The following is a 23,044-nucleotide window of genomic DNA, read 5'->3' as shown; positions in this document are numbered from 1 at the left end:
ATTAAAATAGCTTTATAGAAGAAAACTTCCACTTGCCGTTCTCTTTAATCATCAGGACAGCAATATCCCTCTCTGAGCCATCCCTATAAGTCGCGGAACCTTCAAGCCTGGCCTGTTCATTTTTAATCGAAATGTTATTAAAACTGTAATCTTCGATATCAGAGTATTTCTCCGATTGAATAACCCGTTCAAAATCTGAATTACTGATTCTGGATTGCAATTCAGATGAACTATCCCGATATGCTTCGGTAATACTTCCGCTACGAAGCAGATCAACCTCCGCGCGGGCAGCATCTTTTACTCCGCTCACAGAAGAAAATAGCAGCGCGCCAAGAGAAATAAAGGCAATCACTACAAGAGGTATGACTATACAAAGAATGGCTTTACGGGAGGTTTTTTTATCCAGAACCGATAAATTAATATTCCAGCCACATTCATTTATGACACCAAAGACTGGATCAGTTATTTCGGTTGAGTTGAACTTATAGCTGTATATTTTTCCAAAAGTCCCGTTTTCTTTCATGCCCCAGGATGCACCCGAATCGAACTCCAGGCGCTTGCCATATTGAACTGATTTCTTAAATTTAAATATTTTAGTATTGGCGTCCCATTCAAGGTCGCTGGATTTCTCTTTGTATTTAACGGTTTTAGTCTCATCATCAAAAATCAGCCTTAGCTCGAATTGCTTTTTTAATCCGCCAGCGCCAAAAACCTCGAGCCACTTAGCATCAACAATATTCCAGGATGCGATTATATCGTTGCCATCTTTCTGCAATATAAAAGGGTGCTCATTTGCATCGTTCATACTCAATAGCCGTTGTTTTAGTGTTTCAATACTTACGGCATTAGCAGGGCTGAAGGTTGAGTTTTGTTGCATCGATTCATATCCTTTGATTGGGGAAGGAGGGGCAGTGTTGTTTTATTGGTTTTTTATAGGCTCAGCAGAATTGATAACGCAACGGGCAGTGGTGCCTAAAGGACCGTCTGGATCTTTTATCTTATAATAGCGAGTAATTGTTAACCCTGATGGAAATCCCGGAACGGGGTTAGAAGCGCCTCGTAGCACTTTCCAGTATTGACCTTTAGTTTTATCTTTCACTACCGGTTTGTCCGGCCCTTGAGGATCCTTCATAGGTGATTTTACATAATAATCTGGATCATACCAGTCTACGACCCACTCCTTCCCATTATCGGCCATATTATACAAACCCAGAGGTGATGCCGGATATTTCTCCACAGGAAAACGAACGAGTGGCGGGTTTAACCCATTCGGTTCTGCTACCTCATCCCGATCTTCGTCCGTTGCAAAATTTTCACCTTTATATGTTTTACTATTAACCCGTAATGTGCCGTCATCTGTTGCAATTGTAACATATTGACCTCGATTACGTGCCGCATATTCCCACTGAGCTTCTGTCGGTAAGCTAAAAGGTAACCCTGTTTCTTTTTTCAACCATGTACAATAATTACTGGCTTCAGTCCATGAGATGATTGCAGGGCTATTTTGTAGAAAAGTCATATCTGATAATGTTTTATTTCTAAGCTTATTATCAAAATTCTGCTTAGGTTTCCCAGTAATATCAAGATAAAAACTGTAATTCTCATGCGTTATTTTAAACTTCGAAATAGAGTAACTACTTAATTCAACCTTATGATCCGGTTTATTGTTCTTATCCGAAGTGCAAAATGATCCTCCACTACGCATCTTTGAGCAAAAATCCCCCATCCAGAACGTGCCGCCCTGAACAAAAATCTGCTCCGACTTTGCTTTTTGAATAAAAAGCTGCAACTCTTTTTTTTGCTGAGAAGTCAAGTCCACGGTATCTGCACTGGTATTATCACAACCACTTAAAATTAATATAAATGCAGGGATGATTATTTTATTCATTTCTCGGTAGATTCCAGTCTATTTTTTATTAAACATGTTCAGGTGAAAAATAGTTCGATGAAACGTATAATGAAGTATTCAATACAATAATGGCAGTGCTCTCACACTGCCTGTAACATCACGGGATTTGAGTTGGAGAATTCACTACGCAACGGGCCGTTGTCCCCACAGGACCATCAGGATCTTTTACTTGATAATAACGCGTTATAGTTAAACCTGATGGGAACCCCGGTACAGGGTTAGACGCACCGCGCAAAACTTTCCAGTACTGATCTTCCGTTTTGTCTTTTACTACCGGTTTGTCCGGCCCCTGAGGATCCTTCCCTGGTGATTTTGTATAGTAATCGGGATCATACCAGTCGATAACCCACTCCTTCCCATTATCAGCCATATTGTACAGGCCCAGTGGTGATGGCGGGTATTTATCAACCTGGAATCTCAGGAGAGGGGACAAAATACCATTTGGTTCAGCTATTTCATCGCGATCTTCATCGGTCGCAAAGTTTTCGCCTTTTCCCGTTTTTTTGTCAATTCGTAATGTGCCATCATCAGTTGCGATTGTGACATACTGACCGCGGTTGCGTGCTGCATATTCCCATTGTGCTTCTGTAGGTAAAGCGAATGACAGGCCGGTCTCTTTTTTCAGCCATGCACAATAATTACTGGCTTCAGTCCATGAGATTACAGCAGGACTATTATCCAAAAATGTCATATCTGAAAGTGACTTATTCGTATATTTATTATCATATTTTTGTGCTGGCAACCCATTTAATGAAAGATAAAATTCATAATTTTCATGTGTTATTTTAAATTTTGAGATTGAGTAACTACTTAATTCGACCTTATGGACCGGTTTATTGTTTTTATCCGATGTGCAATATGGGCCATCATTGCGCATCTTTGAACAAAAATCCCCCATCCAGAACGTGCCACCCTGAACAAAAATCTGCTCCGATTTTTCTTTTTGAATAAAAAGCTGTAACTCTTTTTTTTTCTGCGGAGTCAAGTCCACGGTATCTGCACTGGTATTGTCACAACCACTTAAAATTAATACAAATGCAGGGATGATTATTTTATTCATTTCTCGGTAGATTCCAGTTTATTTTTTATTAAACATGTTCAGGTGAAAAATAGTTCGATGAAACGTATAATGAAGTATTCAATACAATAATGGCAGTGCTCTCACACTGCCTGTAACATCACGGGATTTGAGTTGGAGAATTCACTACGCAACGGGCCGTTGTCCCCAGAGGAGCATCAGGATCTTTTACTTGATAATAACGCGTTATAGTTAAACCTGATGGGAACCCCGGTGCAGGGCGATTCCCTCCCCGTAAAACTTTCCAGTACTGATCTTTCGTTTTATCTTTCACTATCGGCTTGTCCGGTCCCTGTGGGTCCTTATCAGTCGATTTTGCATAATAATCAGGATCATACCAGTCGATGACCCATTCCCTTCCGTTATCTGCCATATTGTACAAACCAAGAGGAGATGGCGGATATTTTTCCACAGAAAAATGAACTAATGGTGGGTTTAGCCCATTCGGTTCTGCTATTTCATCACGATCTTCATCGGTTGCAAAATTTTCACCTTTGCCCGTTTTTTTGTTAATTCGTAACGTGCCATCATCTGTTGCTATTGTGGCATACTGACCACGGTTGCGTGCTGCATATTCCCACTGTGCTTCTGTCGGTAAAGCGAATGGCAGATCGGTCTCTTTTTTCAGCCATTCACAATAATTAGTGGCTTCAGTCCATGAGATAATTGCAGGGCTATTTTTTAAAAATGTCATATCAGCAAGTGTTTTATTTCTCCATTCTTTATCAAAATGTTGCTTAGGTTGCCCTGTGATATCAAGATAAAATCCGTAATTCTCATGCGTTATTTTAAATTTCGAAATAGAGTAATTACTTAATTCAACCTCATGGGCAGGCTTATTGTCCTTATCCGAAGTACAAAATGGTCCTCCGTTATTCATCTTTGAACAAAAATCCCCCATCCAGAATGTGCCACCCTGAACAAAAATCTGCTCCGACTTTGCTTTTTGAATAAAAAGCTGCAACTCTTTTTTTTTCTGTGGTGTCAAGTTCACGGTATCCGCACTGGTGTTGTCACAACCACTTAAAATTAGTACAAATGCAGGGATGATTATTTTATTCATTTCTCGGTAGATTCCAGTCTATTTTTAATCGTAGGGTCTTCTGGGACAAAATAACACAATGATGAATAGAATGGGCTATCGTCACAATGTAAAAAGTACTGCTTGCTGCAATTAGGAGAGAACGGATATCCAAATGCTGGATTTTTTTTAAGCCGGTCATATACCTCATTGAAGTTGCGTAATGCCAGTTTATCTATGAGTATATTCAGTTCTTTATCCTGCGAAAATCCAATTTGCAATGTTTTTCTGAGAACATTTTCACTCTCTTTCACTACTTTTAATTCTGCATATTCAGAGGCCTTTGCTGATAAAACGGCAGTGCCATCCGGCGTCATCCGGGTTAAAACCTTCCGCCATTCCCTCTGTGTCTGAATGCTAGATAATATCGTCAGAATTGCTTTTTTTCTGTAATGGTTGGTGTCTGGCAAGAAGCCATCCCCCTGGTTCTCATAATCAATACGATCATAAGCACCATCACCTGTTAATATATAAAGAGCCGCACCTTTTCCCTCCGGGGAAAAATAATATACAGCGCCAGGGTCTCGATCTAGAATCAAGGCAAAATTATCTCTATTTTCTGAATCTGATTTTGCTTTTAATAATGTTTGCATTTGTGTAGACATAAATTCTTTAAAATCATCAAACACAGTGTCATATTCAGCCGCTACGTTACCAAAATAACTGGTATACACCTCTTCTCCTCCCATAACTAGAATATAGGACAAAGCCATAAAAGCATCTTTCGCGATGATTTTGAAGTGTTTAAAATCTATGCCATAGAGCTGATAAACAGCCCAGATAGCGAACTCTTTAAACATTTTAGGGGTAATCTCGCCTTGTACATCCCCTTTTGCGCCAGGTCCGAGGCATAACCCGCCAGCAGCATGGAACTTGAATCGCCCCTTTTCAAAAACAAACTGATAATCCCCCGAAAAACCAACTCCTAGCTGAACCTCACCACCTAAGGATAATGATGCAAAATCCGTAAACTCCCCAAGATGAGATTTATCTTCTTTGCTTTTCTGGATTGCAATGGCCTGCTCCAGCACTTGCGTATCTCCTCCTAAAGCCTTAAGCAATCCAGGTAATATTTCAACCAGGGAGTTGAACGGTTTCAACCACTGCAATGCACCACCCACCTTACCACCGGCTTTAACACCTGCAAATAACTCTGCTTTGACGCGGGCAACTTCTGGTGGAGCACCTTCTGTTTGAACAACAACCCCCTTTTGACGCTCTTCAAACCGGGAAGCTGGTTCCCGAAGGCCCATAATTTTTTGTTGCCCATCACTGGCAACAAATTGCAGATTGCCTTCGATCTGAGCTGATGCGCCAGCATAGCCTGTTAAGCCTGTATCTATTTTTGTCCGTAGCATTCCAAGGTTGGCTTCTTTATTCTCATCATTAATAATAAATTTAAGTCGCCAACCAATTCTGTCTGGCACATAAATAGATGCGTCAACTTTTCCGGTAAAAATAGCAAGTTCGGCTTTTGCTACTCCTTTTATTGACGCTGATTTTTTATCCGGGTCCCATGAAGCCTGGTATGCCGCATTTGATGAAAAACGTAAAAACTGAGCAGCGGCTGAAACATCAATATAATTACCTTCCTGACTATATCCTGTATATTCTTTATTCCATGCAGAAGCCCAGTCTGTAAGTGTGGTTTCATAATCAATACTGGCGCCAGCTTTAGTTTTTTTATCCATCATCTCTTTAATGGACTTTTGCGCTTTTTTAATCTTGTCCGATAATACTTTGATGTCTATGCCTGTGACATTGTCTTCTGAATCTTTTTTATAAATATCTTCGCCACCAAAATTCTTTAAGCTTATAATATTTAACTTCCCGCTTTTTTGGAAATCATCATAATCAGCGAGTTTTATATAAGAATAGAACCGCCCATAGACACCTTTCTTCAAAGGTTCAAGCGGAATCAATTCAACAACAGGGTTATAGCCCTTTTGTACGTCGAACTCCCCAATCTCTTGTTGAAGAGACTTTGTTGCTTTATCAAGAGTTTCTTCTGATTTTGCGATGGCTTCTTTATACTTAATTAACTCATTTTTATTTTCAATATCAGACTGTTTTTTACCATAAGCTTCAATGGCAGCAGAATAATCCTTTTTAGCCTGATGCAACTTCTCCACCAACATACTGAGTTTGTTCATTTTGTCATCGAAACTTCGCGCATCACTTTCAGACAAAAGCACAACGTCAAGAGTCTCTATTCTGAAATAACACTGACATGAAGCATGATATACATCAACGGTGTTTTGGTCTTTTTTGTTTAACGTATTTTGTGCTACCGGAGTCTGATTGTTTTGCTCGCTCATATACTCAATCCTTTTTATTCAAAAAACAGCTTGATAGATGCCGGATCGAGTCCATAATGCGACTCCGTAATTCCGTTCTCATCGGTTACGCCACGAATAACGTTCCCGTCGGGGGTTTCTATTCTATAAGGAATATTGGATTTAGGCTGTCCGTCACTTTTATCCACCACCCTGAATCCACCATTCATTGTATTATGATACACGGGGTCACTCACCGACGCAGGCTCCAGCGCTTTCTCAAGTGAGGCGCTTCCCCCCCAAAGAATATTTGCACTTTTTAAGTCAATTTTACCAGGAGCTCCAATTTCAATTGAGCCATCTTTAATTTTTATATATGCTCCTCCAGTGCTAGTCAGCGTGATTCCCTTTGCTGCATTCAGAACTATTTCGTCGCTAACACTGTTGATATTCATTGTTTTATCAGACTGAATCCGCATCGCATCGGTCTGAGCCTGAATGTCTATAGCTCCTCGGGCAGCAAATATTTTCATCCCCATCTTCTGGGCAAATAAACTAATGGCTTCACCTGCTGCAACAGTCAGCCTCTTGAGGATGCTCATATCCAGATTTTCGCCTGCAGTTGCTGTCATTGTATGTCCTGCCGAGAACTGAATATTTTTAGGTGTTACCATAGCTATCCCAGCTGGAGCACTGGCAATCAATCCTGCATCTTTTAGCTGATCAATAGCAGTGTTCAAATCTTGCTGTGAGCTGATATCTGCTTTCAGTGTTCCTGAAACCTGCGCACTCTGCGCAAGCGATGTAACCAACTGAAGAGCTTCCTGCAGTTGTGCCAACGCAGCCCCCATACTCAGCATTTGTCCACCCGCCTGGGCCTGCTTATCGGCGGTAATAAATACCCCAGCGCCACCACGAATGGACACCCATTTATCCGTTCTGAGCTCAGCTCCTTCACCCCTCATCCCCCTGGAAGCGTCCACATTGTGCCCAAGATTGAGCTGGGTTTTGCCGCCGTACTCGGTGCTGAGCTTGATGTGCTCTTCACCGCGCTTATCTTCCAGGCGAATCTTGTTCAGCGCAGGTGTGCGTATCACGTTGCGCGTGTTGTTCTTTTCCGTCACATGGTCAACGTGACGCGAGTCGTGCAACGCATGGGCGATATACGGGCGGTCCGGGTCGCCGTCGTGGAAGGCGATCGCCACTTCCGTGCCCTGGATCAGCGGGAAGTGGATACCGTAAACGTCGCCGCCGTAAGGTTTGGCGAGGCGCACCGGCATACTTTCCTGGCCCTGCGCTTTGTCGTCCTGGTCGGCATCAAATTTCACCCGATACAGGCCGGAGGCATCCTGCCAGGCGTAGATATCATTGGCTTTCGCGCTGGTGACGCGCGCCATCATAGTGCCACTGACTTTTGGACGTGGCTTGAGTGCCGGACGCCAGCACAGGGTTTCACTGAAGGGGATAGCCATCCAGTCCACCACTAATGCATTCTTGCGGCTGGCACTGAAAAACGTTCCAGTGATGATCACACCATTATTCAGAGCGGCAGGTAATGTCGGCACGATGGCCGTTTCCGTGATCGTTAATACCTGGCCCGGACTGAGGGTTGCATCATTCGCAGAACCGACAATAAGTGTCTGATTCGATAAAAAGCGCTCATGATCCAGACGGGCCACAAAGTTACCGGTCTCGGCCGCCGGGTCGATTTTAGCGCCAGTGTCCAGGTGGCGGGGTTTGTAGTGATAAACTTCACCATAGTTCACGCTATCGCCGTCACCACTAGTCACATCGGCTTTGGCGGACTGCAGGACTTTCTGGGCTTCACGATAGTTGTAGTCTTTGGCGGTCACGGCTGCCTCAACGACATTGTGCTGCACATTCAGCCCCCAGACTGATTCAGCGCCGCTGTCGCTCATGCCCGATGGGCTGTTCAGTGGAAGCGTTTTGCCGAATTGATACGCACTTTGTTTATCGCCAAAATGAACCACTTCAGTCTGGGTGTCGGGTTGCAGGGTGAAGAAATAGAAGATCCCCACCTCGGAAAGCAGGCGCTGAATAAACGCCAGATCACTTTCCTGATACTGGTTTATCTGTTCGCGTCTCGGATAGGTCTGCTTAAGGGTAAACTCATATTCCCAGCCCTTAAGGCCATGCTCATCAAGAATCTGCTTCACGACATCTGGCACAGATTTATTCACGAAAAAACGGTGAGTTCGGAACTGGTTATTCAGTAATGCCAGGAAAGGTGACAGCGTTATCTGATACAGAGACTGATCTTTTGAGCTACTAATCCGCTCAAAATTTGTCACCACCCCGTGAACCACTTTTTGTTCTGTCAGACTCTGCAACAAACCCGTACCCATTGTCAGGCTGGCCGATTTACGCAACAACTGGCTGGCATCAATGTCCTTATCCGGGCTGGTAAAATGAATGGTGTAGCAATACAGCTCACTCATGGTTTCCGTGCCCGCAAAATCCTCAACATCAAGAAGGGACGAGCAAGAAGGAATATCCAGACGGTAGCGATTAAGGGTGTTTCCCGTAATGGCTGACAATGTATTTTGCAACGTATCAGGAAGGCTCATGAATGTTACTCCGTGGTAATAACCGGCTCTCCATGGTTGTGCACACACCATAGCCAGCTAATGACAGTCAGGTTTATTGAGAAGGGAATGAATGTTCTCGATTTAGCTATATAACCAGTGCCCGGCCTTTGCCGACGCAATAAACATTTCAATGGTTAATGGTATTTTATGTTGATTGACAGCTTTGCGTGAAAAGACGGATTTAACCTTCCAGGGATAATAACTGCTGAGAGAGAATCCAGCCGGATTAACCTTAAAAAAGGTAAAAAACTTTTCTGCCATTTCTGCAACATCATCGGCCTCATGCAGATCCTGTAAAGGCGCGTTATCGTCGATATCAATTTTTTTCATCATCAGGCTGGTCACCAGCGGTAGCTCATTTTTTATAAAAATCCTGACGTTATCTTCGATCGCTGCATGCATCAGAATTTATCCTCCGGCCGTGCAATAGTGTTATATCTGCTGACGGTATTGAAACTTATCATGGTGACGTCATAGGCCAGTATAACCCAGCCTAAAACAGGAACCGCCCGGCCGGCAAACGCCCCCAAATTATTAACCCAGAAAACTTTAACGCCGCGTAATGAAAAAGACTTTTTTGTCAGCGTTGGCAGAATACGTTTCTTAAATTTATAACTGAGATGTTTGCGGAAAAAAAGTGATGCATGCGATGTGCCAGGTGTTGCCGTCAGGGGCTTGCCCGGAATATGAATACTATTATTACCAAGGATCAATGAAGCGACACCAATAATATCCTTGATGCCCAATTGCTTTTCTGTTTCATCCACCAGAATCCAAAACAGCAACTCATATGCGGTCAGATTATTTAAGCCATTAAAAAAATAGGTGCCGTTAAGCTCTTCAACTGTATCCATCGATGTCACTTTCCAGGTTCTGATTCAATGAACGGATATAGCAGGCTGCATTTGAAGTCATACGCAGCCGCTGGCGTTAAACCACTACATCTCGGCGTCAAACTCCAGCACAATCCCGTCCTCTTCATCCCAGCCCAGCGCCAGTGAGGTCGTCTTTTGCTGCCCGGCTTTACGCTGCAACAACTGCTGGCTCAGTACCGGCAAAATCTGCTGGTTAAGCAGGCTGTCGATGTTGCGCGCGCCGGTGTCCGGTAGCAGGCAGGCGGCAACCAGCGTGTCATAGAGGCTTTCTTCGATAGTGGTCTGCAGGCCGTAATGGCGGTTCAGGCGTTTTGCCACCTGGGCGAGTTTCATCTCGACGATGGTACGCAGGGCGATGGCGTTCAGCGGACGATAAATCAGCGTCTGGAAGCGGGCCAGCAGCGCGGGCTGGAAGTGATCACGCAGGATCGGGCGCAGCAGTTCCTGTAAATCGCCGTCGGTCGCTTCCGGTTGTTCGTCCAGCATCTGCATGATGTGGTCGGAGCCGAGGTTAGCGGTCATCAGAATGACAGTGTTACGGAAGTCGATTTCACGCCCTTCGCCATCACGCATAAAGCCACGGTCGAACACCTGGTAGAACAGGTTAATCACGTCGCGGTGGGCTTTTTCCACTTCATCGAGCAGCACCACGCTGTACGGACGTTTGCGTACCGCTTCGGTCAGAATGCCGCCCTGGCCGTAACCGACGTAGCCTGGCGGGGAACCCTTGAGCTGGGAAACGGTGTGCGCTTCCTGGTATTCGGACAGGTTAATGGTGATGAGGGATTTTTCGCCGCCGAACAGGCTGTCGGCCAGTGCCAGCGCGGTTTCTGTTTTACCCACGCCGCTCGGGCCAACCAGCAGGAACACACCCAGCGGGCCGTTCTCTGACGTGAGACCCGTTTTGGCGGCACGCAGACGCTGGGCCATGTCGACAAGCGCGTGGTCCTGGCCCACGACGCGGGTGGCGAGATGGTTTTCCAGCATCAATAAATCGGTTTGTTCATCTTTCAGCAGGCTGGTCAGCGGCACGCCGGTCCAGTCTGCAATCACGTTGGCGACGGTGCGCACGTCCACATCGAGTGAGAGCAGCGGATTGTTGTGTTGCAGGTCGCTGAGTTGTTGTTGCAGGCTGTTGATTTCTTCCTGACGGCTGATGTCCTGACGCACGTCCAGCAGTTGTTGCGTCAGCGCTTTCTCGGCGTGGTACTGAGTTTCCAGGGCGGCGAGTTGTTCTTCCAGCGTGGCGCACTGCTGTTCAATCTGCTCAATACGTTCGCCGTGGGTTTTGCTTCCCAGTGCAATATCTTCCAGCAGCGCCTGTTCTTCCATTTCCTGCGCACTGATTTGTGCTTTCAGCTGTGTGAGCGCTTCCGGCAGGGTGTCGAGGCTCATGCGCACGCGAGCAGAGGCAGTGTCGAGCAGATCGACCGCTTTGTCCGGCAACTGGCGGCCGGTGATGTAGCGGCGTGACAGGCTGACCGCCGCTTTCACCGCTTCGTCAGTGATGTGCACGCCGTGGTGCTGGGCGTAGCGGGACTTCAGGCCGCGCAGCATCAGGCAGGCCATTTCGTCGTCCGGTTCGTCGACTTTCACAATCTGGAAGCGGCGTTCTAACGCAGCATCGCGCTCAAAGTACTGTTTGTATTCGCTCCACGTGGTGGCCGCGATGGTGCGCAGTTCGCCACGGGCCAGCGCGGGTTTGAGCAGGTTAGCGGCATCCGCCCCACCCGCCTGGTTTCCTGCACCGATGATGGTATGCGCTTCGTCGATAAACAGTAATACGGGCGTCGGGGAGTTCTGTACCGCGTCGATGACGTTTTTCAGGCGCTGTTCAAACTCGCCCTTCACGCCCGCACCCGCCTGCAACAGGCCCAGGTCGAGAGTGCGCAGGCTGACGGTTTTGAGGCTGTCCGGCACGTTGCCTTCGGCAATGCGCAGCGCCAGGCCTTCGACCAGTGCAGTTTTGCCGACACCCGGCTCGCCCACCAGAATCGGGTTGTTCTTGCGACGTCTTGAGAGAATATCCACCATCTGACGGATTTCATTGTCGCGACCGAATACCGGGTCAATGCTACCCGCTTTCGCTTTGGCGGTGACATCGAGGGTGAATTTGTCGAGTGCCGCCTGTAAGACTTCGCTCAGGGTGTTGCCGGAAACACTGGCCTCGCGTGGTGATTCACCCAACGTGGAAGGCGTCTGACTCAGGCTTTCCTGCTGTTGCAGCTCCGGGCGTTCATCCGACTGCGCATCCAGCAGCGGTTTCAGGCGGTTAATCTGCGTTTCGTTTAAGGAGAACAGTGGCCATAACCCTTCGCAGCGCAGCAGTTTCGGTTTGGCAATCAGCGCTTCGAGCAGGTGCACGCTACGGATGGTCTGGTTGTCATCCTGCAAAGACGCCGCCAGCCACGCGCCTTTCATCAGCGCTTCAAGGTCTGTCGCCAGTTGCGGACGAGTCGACACGGAACGCGGCAGCGCATCGAGGTGTTCCAGCAGGCTTTGCCACAAACTGTCCATGTCCCATTCGTAGCGACGCGCCAGTACGGTGATGTCGCCCTCACCCAGTTCGAGGAGTTTCAGCAGCCAGTGTTCGATGGTGATTTCGGCATGCGCACGGGTCTGACACAGCGTGGCAGCAGCTTCCAGCGCGCGGGCGCAATATGGATTTAAGCGGCGAAGTAGTACAGCGGACTGGTGTTCCATAGACGTTGTTCCTTTTTAACGCTCGTCATACTTCGGCCTGCAGGTGCGTTGGCTGCATTTGCTCACCCCAGTCACTTACTAAAGTAAGCTCCTGGGGATTTACAAACTTGCCGCCTTCCTGCAGACCGAATTATTTAGAGCCCTCGTATTCAGAGTTTCAGACACGCTACCGCCCATCGCTGTATACCAAAGCGCATAAGGTCGGAAGGCTGTAAGGGATTTTGTTTGCTCAGCCGTCTGATTTTTTAAACGACTCAGAAAACAAAAACTGCGGACAGACAGTCCTGTCCGCATCAAACCTTTACCCTAAATAGTCCGTGCTGCAGCCAACGCCGCTACAGCGCGGAATATGACGAGTAACTTAGGCAGTAGTACGTTCGTTCCAGGAATCGGAATGAATGATGTTGCCGTCTTTGTAAGTCCAGGTGATTTTTTCGTAGCGCAGTTCAATGCGCTCAAGGTGATTGTGTTTCTCTTTCGCCGGATCTTTGATGTCGTACATTTCTGGTGCCACTTTCACCAGCTTCACGTTTTCCAGTTTGGTATTGAAATATTCAACTTCCTGGCCCGCGTCGTTGATTTTGTACCACTTGAATTCAGCGGATTTCAGGGTCTGACCGGTGGTCACCGCTTTGTACAGATACGGGCTGGAGGAGTCGATTTCCTTGGTGAACAGGAACGGCGTATGAATACGGGTGCCTGTCAGCTTGCCGGTGTTGTTGTCAGTCGGGATATAAAGGTTGTGCTCCTGCGCCACCACTTCGATGCTGCCTTCGCGGTCTTTAACGTCTACAGAACCTTTAATGTCCGCACCGCCGTCGTCTTTCAGCCACAGATAAACAGGAATTGCCATGGTTAGTTCTCCATTTCTTCAGTTGGGGCATCACCATCTTCCGTTGGATCCGGTGAGGCCATTTTTGCGCCTGGTAGCAGGCAAGCATTTGCCTGCGGTACCAGACTGATTTCGACACGACGGTTGGCCGCGCGGCCCACTTCCGTGTCATTGGATTTCAATGGGCGGCTTTCACCATAGCCCTGTACGGCAAAGCAGCTTTCCGGTACATCACCCGTATCGCGCATCCAGTCCCGCACCGATTCCGCACGTTTGAGCGACAGAATCTGATTGGATTTATCGTCACCCGTATCGTCGGTATGCCCTGCCACCACAATCAACCAGCCGGGTTTGGCCTTAATGCCGACCAGCGCATTAATCAACACCTTGGTGGAGCCGTTTTTCAGCAGATATTTGCCCGTATCAAACAGCGACAGGCTGTCCAGACGGATGGTTTTCGGTCCCTGGATAATTTTTTTGATGACCGGTGGCGGCGGAGGGGGTGGCGACCAGCTGTTGATGGCACTTTGCAGCGGTGCAATCAGACGCATCCCCTGATACAAGCCGAGCGACAGGCGCATCGGCGCGCCGCTACGTAGCCAGCCGTCCAGTAAATCTGCATCACTGCGCAGTTGTTGTTGCGCCTGGACTTTAGGCGCCGGAGGTGTGCCCGTCAGACGGTTATAGAGTGCGAGGTGGTCACCCACGCTTTGAATCAGGCGTTGGTTATTGATGAACGACGCCAGCATGGCAAACAGCAAGAACAGACCACATATCAGTCCTGCCAGTTGCCAGGTTTGCATCAGACGCGATACACCACGACGACGGGGCAGATACGGCAGCAACACATCCGGTAATGGCAGACATTCCTGGGTACGAATAAGGGTTGGTTGCAGCGTAGTGATACCCGCGACATGGGCCTGCCAGAGGTTATCGCGACTGCCCGTGACGGGAGTAAAACAACTCCCCCAGACGCACGGCGTCAGAGCCGGTAAATCGCCCTGCCGCTTGCTGATGACGTCGCGAATGTGGGTATCACACCAGGTCAGCAGGCTCTCCATCCAGAACACACAGCTCAGCCGCTCAAGATCGTTGCCGGCATTCAGTTCGCGACCCCATTCCGTCAGCGGCATCACGCCCGCGCCGGTTTCACGCACCTGGATGCCCGTAAGGCCTGGCGTGACCGTATACCAGCGCTCAACCTGCGCATCGGATTGCCGCGGCGGTGAAAGCCAGGTGCTTATCCAGACCGGAGGAATACCCGACAGCCCGCTTTTGCACTGCACGATGGCGCGATGCCAGGCGCGCAGTTTCTGGGTGAAATCGTCCTTGTCCTGATGCTGTTCCGGGATGACCGCCAGCAGCACGGAAATCTGTGCCACCAGTGCCGGGCGTTCAGCGGCCAGATGCTGTGCCAGCAGTGGAAGCTGCTCCGGCAATGCAACGGGCAGATACCAGCCCTGACGGGTTTCACGGAACGGCGTGCCACCGGAAAACAACGGTGCACTGTCGCCACAGACCAGCACCACAGCACCCTGAAAGTCCTCCGGCGGCAGGTTCGCATCCGCAATGTGCGCATGGGCGATTTTGTTGCGACTGTCACGACGCCAGTGAAAATACCCCACCGCTCCGCAAACCAGCAGCACCATGATGCTGAGCGTCACACGGCTGGCGGTGCCCAACGGCCAGAAGCCGATAATCAGCCACAGCGCCAGGAAAGCCCCAAGGAGCAGCAGTATTAACTGTGTAATTCCGCGCATCCGTCAGTGCGTCCCTGTCAGGTGTGACACCATATTTGCAAGCATGGTCGATAGCAAAAACCACAGCGCAACCAGGATGGCAGCACCCAGCACCCAGGAAAACCAGTACGTTTTACGCCCGGCGCGCAGCCGTGAAGAACGCGAAACCACCGGTGTCTCCAGGGTCTGGGTGAACAGAGGAACCAGCTGACTGAGCTTGCGAACCACATCTTCGCGACGCTCATCCCCCTGTTCGCGATACCGACCGACAAAGCCCAGCGTCAGCGCCCGGTAAAAACAGGTCAGCACCGCAGTATCCGGTGCAGGCTCCTGCAACACGGTACGAATACGCTCCCACAACTCCTCGCCAGCGTTTAGCGTGTTGAAGTAACGCGCCTGCAGTGGGTCTTTGAGCCATTTACTGTAGCCGCTGTCTTGTTTCTGACGGTTCATCACGCTTTCATCCAGCAGCGCACACTGGGTGTAAAGCATGTGGTCGCAGCTCGCCTCGCTGAATCCGGCCCGCGTTAATGCTTCACGCGCGCGGTCCATCCAGCCACAGGCCTGGCGATACAGCGCCTCCCCGTCGGTAATTTCCTGACCATTACGCAACTGGCTGACCATCAGCCAGCAGGGGTAAAAGATTTCATCAATCAGTGAAGGATTTATTTTGCTCATGAGCGCAGCACCGCAAACAGTTCGAGTTTCACCTCACCCAACGTGCCCGGCGTATAGAAGGCACAGTTACCCGCCTCCAGCATTGCCTTCGCATCCGGGCTGTTCAGATCGAGGGCGAAGTACTGGTTCTCAAGGCGTAGTGGTATAGCCGCTGGCACGTGAGACAGTGGTTTCATCGCAACACCACTGAGCGCGACGTTCACCACATCGGAAACCGCCTCGAAGCTGCCCGCCTTGCACAGCAGCGGGAACTGGGTCTGCAGTAAGTGATTCGGCAATGACGAACGGACCGAGAGATAGAAGTCCGCCCCTTCACGCAGGCGAGCATCGTGCAGCGAGCCGGTCCAGAACTGACCATCCTGTTTGAGATCAATCGCCACCATGCGTGACGGCAGGCTCGCTTCGAGCAGTTTATCCAGCAAGGTAAACAGCGGCGGGAAGACCCGTTCCGGCGCGTCATGCTGATACAGCGGGATATCCTCCGCTTTATGCTCAAGTGAGAAGGTCAGCAGGCTGCCCGCCAGACGGACCAGCTCGCGGTAGAACAGCTCCGGATGGCGCGATGGGGCCTGAATCAGCTCTGTCAGTACCGGCTCAATGCTGTTTAACGCATTGAGTAGCCAGAACAGCGACACATCGGCGACGGCAAAATCCGCCATGCGCTCGTTGCTTTCCCGGCGCATAGCCATCAGGCGACGACGGCGGGCCTGCAGACGGTGCAGCAGATCGCCGAGTTCACTCAGCACCAACGGGCTGGCCGCAAGTGAAAGCATTGGCGGAATGAAGTTCGCATCCTGCATCCACTGGCCCTGGGCGCTGCGTATCAGACGCACCACCGGACAGGTCAGATATGCCGCGTTTTCCTGATGGGCAAACCGCAGGGTGATGGCGTGGTGCATCACTGCCAGTTCTGTACGCTCATGCCCGGCCAGCTCCTGCACCGTGTGCCATTGCTGCTGCCAGCGGCGCGGGCGCTCACTGTCCTGACCATCGTCGAGATTGCCGCCGTTGGCGGATAACAGTGGCAGTGCCAGCACGATATCCACGCTTTCACGGTCAGTGACTGTGGACAGGTCACAGGCGGGCGGCAGGTTATCAGCCAGTTCAGTATCAATCTGCGTACCGTCCTGAAAGCGGACAATCAGACGCAGGGCATTGAGACGCGAAAGCGCCAACGACCCGTTGTCAAAGGCGGCATCAATGACGCCCCACGGATTTGCCAGCGCCATATGAGCCACGCCGTCTGCCATATAGGCATCCCAGCGGGCCTGTTGCTGAAATTGTTGCGGGGCCAGAAAGGCCCCGTCAGTCCATAACGGACGATAGATTTTCATTCCGTCTCCCGGTTACGCCTTCGCCTTCGGCATCTGCGAAACCAGCGACAGGTTGACGTCCATGCCTTCCACCTGGAAGTGCGGAACGGCATACAGTTTCACGCGGAAGAAACCCGGGTTGTCTTCGATGTCTTCCACCAGAACCTTCGCATCGCGCAATGGGTGAGATGCCTGCAGATCGTCGCCCGGATCGGTCATTTCGGTGACCAGCGTGCGTACCCAGGTGTTTAGCTCCAGCTCAAGCAAACGGCGATCTTTGGTGGTGCCGATGTTTTCACGCTGAATGAGTTTCAGGTAATGGGCGATGCGCGACAGCAGGAAGATGTACGGCAGACGAGCGTTGATACGACTGTTAGCGGTCGCATCGGCGGTGTCGTACAGCGCGGGTTTCTGCGCAGAGTTGGCAGAGAAGAAGCAGGAGTAGTCGCGGTTTTTGTAGTACGACAATGGAATGAAACCGAGATTGGCGAATTCAAACTCGCGGGTTTCCGGGATCATCACCTCACTCGGGATTTTCACCTGGTTGCCGGTGCCGAGGTCATACAGATGGATAGGCAGGTCCTGCACTGCACCACCGGCCTGTGGGCCACGGATTTGCACACACCAGCCGTTATTGATGAAGCTGCGTACCATATTGGCGGCAAAGGCGAATGATGCGTTGGTCCACAGGTATTTTTCGTGGTCCGGGCCTTTGACTTCTTCCACATAGTTGAAGCTGCGCACCGGTACCGTGTCCGGGCCATACGGCAGGCGACCCAGTACGCGTGGCATGGTCAGGCCGATATAGCGGGAGTCATCGGTATCGCGGAAGGATTTCCACTTGATGTACTCGGCGCGGTCAAAGTAGTTACCGATATCTTTAATGGCGGCGACTTCTTCCATCGAGTCTTTCAGGAAGAATTTCGGGCCGACTGAACCGATAAACGGCATGTGTGCCGCCGCAGACACTTTGGAGATGTTACGCAGCAATGCCACGTCCTGAGCGGATGCATCGAACTCGTAGTTGGAAATAACCGAACCAATCGGCTCACCACCCGGCGTGTCATATTCGGCAATGTAGGTGTGCGCATACAGGCCGCTCTGGATGATTTCAGGGGAGTCTTCGAAGTCCTGGCGCAGATCGTCTTTGGAGACATCCAGCACTTCAATTTTCACGTTCTGGCGGAAATCAGTGCGGTCCACCAGGTGTTTCAGGCCACGCCACGCGGATTCCACTTTCTGGAAGGCTTCGTGATGCATAACAGCGTCAAGCTGGCGGGAAATCTGATGATCAAGCTGGGCGATGTGGTGATCCAGCAGAGTTTTGTCCAGGCGCTCAACGGTCTGCCCGGACTCTTTCAGGCGAGCCATAAAGACCTGGATTGCCGCGCTCACGCGCTGATCGGCAGTGACATCGGCCAGGGCCGCGGTATCCTGATAATCGTTCAGATCGTTAAGGGCAGACACTGGGGTCAGGTTGATTTTACTGAACAGAGAAGCATACACGCCGCCAGGTTGTGCATGCTCAAGCACGGTGGTCTGGCCGGTGGCAGAAGAGGCGTTTTCGTTATTGACTGACATAAGCATTATCTCGCATTAATCCGTTAAAAGAGGAGTTACGCCTTCGGCGCCAGGGCATTCAGTTCGTCACGCAACTCATCGCTGAGAGACGGGTCTTTCAGGATACTTTCGAGCTCTTTGCGGAAAGTGACGTTATCAAGCAGGTTGGATTTGAGGTCGCGCAACAGGTTGCGCATCGCGAGCATGGCGCGCAGTTGTGGAATTTGGCGGGCCACCTGTTCAGGTTCAAAATCTTTCATTTCACTGAAAGCAAGTTTGATGTTCTCTTCAGAACCGTCACCGGCGAGGGTATTTTCTACAGTGAGATTGACGGAAGGCGAGAATTCGGTCAGTACGCTGTTAAAGTTATTTTTGTTGATATTAATCTTTTCACGTTCAGACAGGGGGCGATTTTCTTTACCGTTACTGTAATCCCCCATCACCACCAGCTTCAGGGGTAATTCCACTTTCTTTTGTGCGCCACCGGTATGCACATCGAGTTTAATATTTACACGCGCTTTTGGAATTTCATTCTGAAAGGAATTTGACACGTCATTAGATCCTTATGAAGGGCGATAGAATACGGTGAGCGTCATTCGCTCACTTCAGGAATGTAAAGCACTAAAACGGACGGGAAGTTTCAGAGAAAGTATCATTGAAAAATGGAAAATGTAATAGCCTCATTTTAAAAATGAGTATTTTAAGAATTCTCGCCCACCCACAAAAACATAACTAAAAGTGATAACCAGAAAAACAAACCAAACATAACAAGTTGAAATTAAATGATTTTTTACTTTGTACGACATGAGAAATTAATTGTAATTATCCGCCATCATCAATATCACAAAAAATATTAAACGTAGTTATGCAAATAATTACATTCACTACAAAAATATCTTTGCATGGATTCATTTCTACCATCAATTTTTGCTGTGCAAGGTCTTCATCAAATGATGATGGTCATTTCTGTAGTTTGCTCAATGTTGTTTTTCGCTGCTCATTATTAATAGCGCCATGCACAGCGTGAGATGTATCGATTCGACTCGATATTTACCCCCCTCCCCTTCAGATATGAATTTTGATTATTGAAAACACCTATTTAAATGCCCCTCTCAGACTAACCTTTTACAATTTATAAGTTTTTTTAAATTATTTTTCATAGGATTTGAAATGAATAAAGTGTTTAAGGTTGTATATAATCACATAACTAAAATAAAATCAGCAGCTTCTGAACTCGCTAAAGGCGGAGTCCAGGTCGGAGTTGTTTGCGCGACACTACTGCCTGTAGCAGGAACGGCGTTTGCGGCTGAACTGGAAGTTGGGGAAATGAATGTTGAAAACTATTACGGTGGTGTTTGGGCAGGAAATCAATATACATCGAACTCATCTGAATGGCATCCAGTATATAATGACATCACAGCAAATATTGATTTAACTCAGCACCGTGTTATTGCAGCCGACCTTATTATCCCTGGTGAAAATCCTGTCAATATTGTAACAGAAGGCGCGAGCATTACTTTAAAAAATAATAACATAGAACATGGTGAGATCGCGGGTTTTATATACGATAAAAATGCGGCTATTCCGACCTTCGGCTTCAATGACAGCATCACTTCAGGAGGGTACAATATCACTCTTGATAATATAACCGGTTCCGCCACAGTATATGGTAATGTTATACGTGGTGCGGCAGGCGACATCACTACTGCAACAAATAATATTCATATTAGAAATTCAACGCTTGGAAGTTTGAGAGGAAGCTATGTTGCATATTCTGGTTCCGACGGCGGACAAATCAATATGGGTGGCAACAATATTGAAATACACGGCTCGCAGGATGAATACTCCAGGCCCAACGTTTATGGTGTCGACATACAATTAACCTCTACATCATCAAATGGTTATGTAAGTGCTATACATACCGGCAATAATAATATAAAAATTATGGATGGAGCCCAAATTAATAATGTAAGTTTCAGCAATATCTCCGCAGATGGAAGAGATGCTGACTATAATCCAACGATGAAGGTTGGTGTGATTGACCTGGGAACTACCTCATTATTAGTATCAAACTCAACAGTCTTCTGGATAATAGATGATTACATAACGAACCTCGGTGATGATACTATTATTATTGGTGGCAATGATAATATTGTAGTTAAAAATTCCGATATCGGTGCAGGTATTAGTGCGGGATATGGTGATGATGTTATTGATGTCAGTGACTCCAGAATTGATTATCATATTGATGGTGGACCTGGCGATGATAATATAACGTTTAAAAACTCATCCACTCAGGTTATTTTTGGTGAAGATGGCGATGATCAAATCACTATTGAAGGGTCGTCTTCAGTATCGGGAACGATCAGTGGAAATAGATATAAAGATGACGGTAACACTCCCGGAGAGATCAACTCCCTTGTGTTTAAAAATGCAATTTTTTCTTCTCAAAAAAACACCGATATATATTCCTTTGCCACGGTTGATTTAATTGAAGGTACGCAATTTACGTTAAATAAAGATTTGGATCTGGGAAAATATACTGGGTTTAATTTTGATACCGGGAGTAAACAAGAAGTCCAGCTTACTCCGGTGATGAGTATCGATGATACCAGTAATCTGATTGTTACGCAGGGAAGTCACACGCTGACGGCGGATTTAAATAACAACGGCCTGGTAACCATCGGAACGGACGCTGATAATCTCGGCACAACGTTCACTGTTGCAGGTAATCTGGAGGGAAATGGTAAGTTCGCGATGCGCACCGATATCGCGGCCCTGAAAGGCGATCTGCTGAATATCACAGGTAATGTCTCTGGCAACCACAGTTTGCTGATTGCTGATAGCGGTAATGAGCCTAAAACCTCAGAGGGTGAATTAACCCTGGTCACCACTGGCGGAGGAAAAGGAATATTTACCCTGGCCGGGGGATATGTTGATGCCGGTGCATTCCGTTACGGCCTGGTCAAATCCGCAAATAACTGGAATCTGGCATTGGATTCTCTTATTGAGCCCCTCCCTGTCTCCCCTGAAACACCGGATGTTGTCCCCGAAAATCCGGGTGTTGAACCTGCAACGCCAGTCAATCCTGAAGTCCCGTCGGGCCCAATTACACCACCTGTCATTAAGCCTGACAACCTGAGTAAAGGGGCTAACGCAGCGGTGGGTAACCAGGCGGCACTGGCTGTCCTGGCTGATGCAGAAATGGGCACCCTCGTTCAGCGTATGGGTGAACTCCGTCTGGAAGAGGGTGTGAATGCAGGTGTCTGGGCGCGCGGCGTGACCAGAAACTACAACATCGCCACCCGTACGAGCCGTGACTTTGACCAGAATATCAGCGGTCTGGAACTTGGTGCGGATAAAGCCATTACTCTGTCAAACGGTACACTCTATTTGGGCGGATTGGTGGGGCAAACCAGCTCCAGCCAGAACTTTAATGAAGGGGTATCCAGTGATATTGACAGCACCACGCTGGGTGCTTATGCCACGTATTTCCATGAAAGTGGCTTCTACGTCGATACTATTCTGAAATATAACCGCTTTGGTACCGATACACAGTTTAACAGTAATGTCGGTGAACGAATCAAAAGCAGTGGCAGCACCAACGGGTATGGGATAAGCGTTGAAGCGGGTAAGCGTTTTGCAATGAGTCGCCATACGTTCATTGAACCGCAGACCCAAATTTATGTGACACACGTTGAAGGTACCAGCTATACCCAGAATGACGGTCTGTCTGTTCAGGGTGACAATATGGATATTGTTCAGGGTCGTGTCGGTGCCCGCATTGGCAGCAACGTTGAGTTGATGAATATGCCGGTCGAGCCTTATGTAACAGCGTCTTATATTGCCGCCAGTAACAACAACAGTTCTGTCCGGGTTAACGGTTATCGCCTTGACAGTGAGTTACCGGGCAATCGGACAGAAGTGGGGGCAGGGATTTCCGCTCAACTGACCCCCAATGCCAAAGTCTATGCAGAAGCACAGTATGTGGACGGGAATAATATTAAATCTCCCATTGGCGGGAATGTAGGATTCAGAATTAACTTCTGAGTTTTCATTCTTAATGGGCCTGTCGCATTAACAACAGCGAACCGGAAGAAATTGCGCTGCCTGTTTTTCAGGCAGCCAATCGACAAAATCGTCCGCTGCCGATAAACGCGCTATAGCCGAATGCTGATATTGTCCTTTGCGAATCAGAGCAAGTAGTAACCCTGCCAGGCTCACTAAAAATGACATTTTGGTTGCCATTTTAAATCCAGAGCTAGCCTCCAAGTAAATTCTGGAAAATACTAAATCTTGTAAAAGCCCAGGAATTAATGACTTCCAGTGATCTATAATTAATAACTCTGAGTTTTTGCCGTTATTTATTATATTTTTATTCAACACAAAGG

17 protein-coding genes are annotated in these 23,044 nt (G+C 48.4%); 1 reads left to right on the top strand and 16 read right to left on the bottom strand.

Annotated elements, in window-relative coordinates; genetic code table 11:
• Window position 1: 1 nt before the first annotated feature.
• From RHD99_RS09000 to tssB, 15 genes are all read right to left on the bottom strand, one after another.
• Window positions 2–877: a hypothetical protein gene (locus RHD99_RS09000; protein WP_309878484.1), complete on the bottom strand. Its 876-nt coding sequence runs from the start codon at window positions 875–877 to the stop codon at window positions 2–4.
• 42 nt (window positions 878–919) lie between these two features.
• Complete coding sequence (locus RHD99_RS08995; protein ID WP_309878483.1) at window positions 920–1,888, bottom strand: formylglycine-generating enzyme family protein; 969 nt, start codon at window positions 1,886–1,888, stop codon at window positions 920–922.
• A 118-nt stretch (window positions 1,889–2,006) separates the two neighbouring features.
• Window positions 2,007–2,969: a formylglycine-generating enzyme family protein gene (locus RHD99_RS08990; RefSeq protein ID WP_309878482.1), complete on the bottom strand. Its 963-nt coding sequence runs from the start codon at window positions 2,967–2,969 to the stop codon at window positions 2,007–2,009.
• Between the two features lie 118 nt (window positions 2,970–3,087).
• Entirely contained in the window at window positions 3,088–4,050 is a 963-nt protein-coding gene (locus RHD99_RS08985; RefSeq protein ID WP_309878481.1) for a formylglycine-generating enzyme family protein, read from the bottom strand.
• A complete protein-coding gene (locus RHD99_RS08980; protein WP_309878480.1) occupies window positions 4,047–6,386 on the bottom strand; it encodes a hypothetical protein in 2,340 nt (779 codons plus the stop codon). Before RHD99_RS08980 ends, RHD99_RS08985 begins: the two co-directional genes overlap by 4 nt.
• A gap of 14 nt (window positions 6,387–6,400) precedes the next feature.
• Window positions 6,401–8,932, bottom strand: a complete 2,532-nt coding sequence (locus RHD99_RS08975) for a type VI secretion system Vgr family protein (RefSeq protein WP_309878479.1) — start codon at window positions 8,930–8,932, stop codon at window positions 6,401–6,403.
• Between the two features lie 102 nt (window positions 8,933–9,034).
• A complete protein-coding gene (locus RHD99_RS08970) occupies window positions 9,035–9,355 on the bottom strand; it encodes a DUF1493 family protein (protein WP_309878478.1) in 321 nt (106 codons plus the stop codon).
• Window positions 9,355–9,807 carry an STM2901 family protein gene (locus RHD99_RS08965; protein ID WP_309878477.1) on the bottom strand — a complete coding sequence of 151 codons (453 nt, stop codon included), beginning with the start codon at window positions 9,805–9,807 and terminating at the stop codon, window positions 9,355–9,357. The genes RHD99_RS08970 and RHD99_RS08965 overlap by 1 nt, the downstream gene beginning before the upstream one ends.
• A gap of 84 nt (window positions 9,808–9,891) precedes the next feature.
• Complete coding sequence (gene tssH, locus RHD99_RS08960) at window positions 9,892–12,531, bottom strand: type VI secretion system ATPase TssH (RefSeq protein WP_309878475.1); 2,640 nt, start codon at window positions 12,529–12,531, stop codon at window positions 9,892–9,894.
• A gap of 361 nt (window positions 12,532–12,892) precedes the next feature.
• The gene (locus RHD99_RS08955) at window positions 12,893–13,384 is read right to left on the bottom strand and encodes an Hcp family type VI secretion system effector (RefSeq protein WP_183269708.1); all 492 of its coding nucleotides are present in this window, start codon (window positions 13,382–13,384) and stop codon (window positions 12,893–12,895) included.
• Between the two features lie 2 nt (window positions 13,385–13,386).
• Window positions 13,387–15,123, bottom strand: a complete 1,737-nt coding sequence (locus tag RHD99_RS08950) for an OmpA family protein (RefSeq protein WP_309878474.1) — start codon at window positions 15,121–15,123, stop codon at window positions 13,387–13,389.
• A gap of 3 nt (window positions 15,124–15,126) precedes the next feature.
• Window positions 15,127–15,780, bottom strand: coding sequence for a type VI secretion system protein TssL, short form (gene tssL / locus RHD99_RS08945; RefSeq protein ID WP_309878473.1), 654 nt, complete (start codon window positions 15,778–15,780; stop codon window positions 15,127–15,129).
• On the bottom strand, window positions 15,777–17,114 hold the full coding sequence (tssK, locus tag RHD99_RS08940; protein WP_183269711.1) for a type VI secretion system baseplate subunit TssK: 1,338 nt from the start codon (window positions 17,112–17,114) through the stop codon (window positions 15,777–15,779). Before tssK ends, tssL begins: the two co-directional genes overlap by 4 nt.
• A 12-nt stretch (window positions 17,115–17,126) precedes the next feature.
• Window positions 17,127–18,680, bottom strand: a complete 1,554-nt coding sequence (gene tssC / locus RHD99_RS08935) for a type VI secretion system contractile sheath large subunit (protein ID WP_183269712.1) — start codon at window positions 18,678–18,680, stop codon at window positions 17,127–17,129.
• 29 nt (window positions 18,681–18,709) lie between these two features.
• Window positions 18,710–19,204 (bottom strand): type VI secretion system contractile sheath small subunit, encoded by a 495-nt coding sequence (gene tssB, locus RHD99_RS08930; protein ID WP_183269713.1) that lies wholly within the window; start codon window positions 19,202–19,204, stop codon window positions 18,710–18,712.
• A 619-nt stretch (window positions 19,205–19,823) separates the two neighbouring features.
• Here tssB and RHD99_RS08925 point away from each other — a divergent pair.
• Window positions 19,824–22,703 (top strand): autotransporter outer membrane beta-barrel domain-containing protein, encoded by a 2,880-nt coding sequence (locus RHD99_RS08925; protein ID WP_309878472.1) that lies wholly within the window; start codon window positions 19,824–19,826, stop codon window positions 22,701–22,703.
• A gap of 27 nt (window positions 22,704–22,730) precedes the next feature.
• Here the strand turns inward: RHD99_RS08925 and RHD99_RS08920 are convergent, their stop codons facing one another.
• Window positions 22,731–23,039, bottom strand: a complete 309-nt coding sequence (locus RHD99_RS08920; protein WP_309878471.1) for a hypothetical protein — start codon at window positions 23,037–23,039, stop codon at window positions 22,731–22,733.
• Window positions 23,040–23,044: the final 5 nt, after the last annotated feature.

Source organism: Buttiauxella selenatireducens (assembly GCF_031432975.1).
In the GTDB taxonomy this organism is placed as follows: domain Bacteria; phylum Pseudomonadota; class Gammaproteobacteria; order Enterobacterales; family Enterobacteriaceae; genus Buttiauxella; species Buttiauxella selenatireducens.
The sequence above is the reverse complement of the archived record's forward strand: the minus strand, read 5'-3'. Positions and strand labels throughout refer to the sequence as shown.

Coding starts and splice junctions, on each gene's coding strand:
- tssK (WP_183269711.1), bottom strand. CDS start 17,114: ATGAAAATCTATCGTCCGTTATGGACTGACGGGGCCTTTCTGGCCCCG.
- RHD99_RS08985 (WP_309878481.1), bottom strand. CDS start 4,050: ATGAATAAAATAATCATCCCTGCATTTGTACTAATTTTAAGTGGTTGT.
- RHD99_RS08925 (WP_309878472.1), top strand. CDS start 19,824: ATGAATAAAGTGTTTAAGGTTGTATATAATCACATAACTAAAATAAAA.
- tssC (WP_183269712.1), bottom strand. CDS start 18,680: ATGCTTATGTCAGTCAATAACGAAAACGCCTCTTCTGCCACCGGCCAG.
- RHD99_RS08965 (WP_309878477.1), bottom strand. CDS start 9,807: ATGGATACAGTTGAAGAGCTTAACGGCACCTATTTTTTTAATGGCTTA.
- RHD99_RS08990 (WP_309878482.1), bottom strand. CDS start 2,969: ATGAATAAAATAATCATCCCTGCATTTGTATTAATTTTAAGTGGTTGT.
- RHD99_RS08950 (WP_309878474.1), bottom strand. CDS start 15,123: ATGCGCGGAATTACACAGTTAATACTGCTGCTCCTTGGGGCTTTCCTG.
- RHD99_RS08970 (WP_309878478.1), bottom strand. CDS start 9,355: ATGCATGCAGCGATCGAAGATAACGTCAGGATTTTTATAAAAAATGAG.
- RHD99_RS08995 (WP_309878483.1), bottom strand. CDS start 1,888: ATGAATAAAATAATCATCCCTGCATTTATATTAATTTTAAGTGGTTGT.
- RHD99_RS08955 (WP_183269708.1), bottom strand. CDS start 13,384: ATGGCAATTCCTGTTTATCTGTGGCTGAAAGACGACGGCGGTGCGGAC.
- tssL (WP_309878473.1), bottom strand. CDS start 15,780: ATGAGCAAAATAAATCCTTCACTGATTGATGAAATCTTTTACCCCTGC.
- RHD99_RS08980 (WP_309878480.1), bottom strand. CDS start 6,386: ATGAGCGAGCAAAACAATCAGACTCCGGTAGCACAAAATACGTTAAAC.
- RHD99_RS09000 (WP_309878484.1), bottom strand. CDS start 877: ATGCAACAAAACTCAACCTTCAGCCCTGCTAATGCCGTAAGTATTGAA.
- tssH (WP_309878475.1), bottom strand. CDS start 12,531: ATGGAACACCAGTCCGCTGTACTACTTCGCCGCTTAAATCCATATTGC.
- RHD99_RS08975 (WP_309878479.1), bottom strand. CDS start 8,932: ATGAGCCTTCCTGATACGTTGCAAAATACATTGTCAGCCATTACGGGA.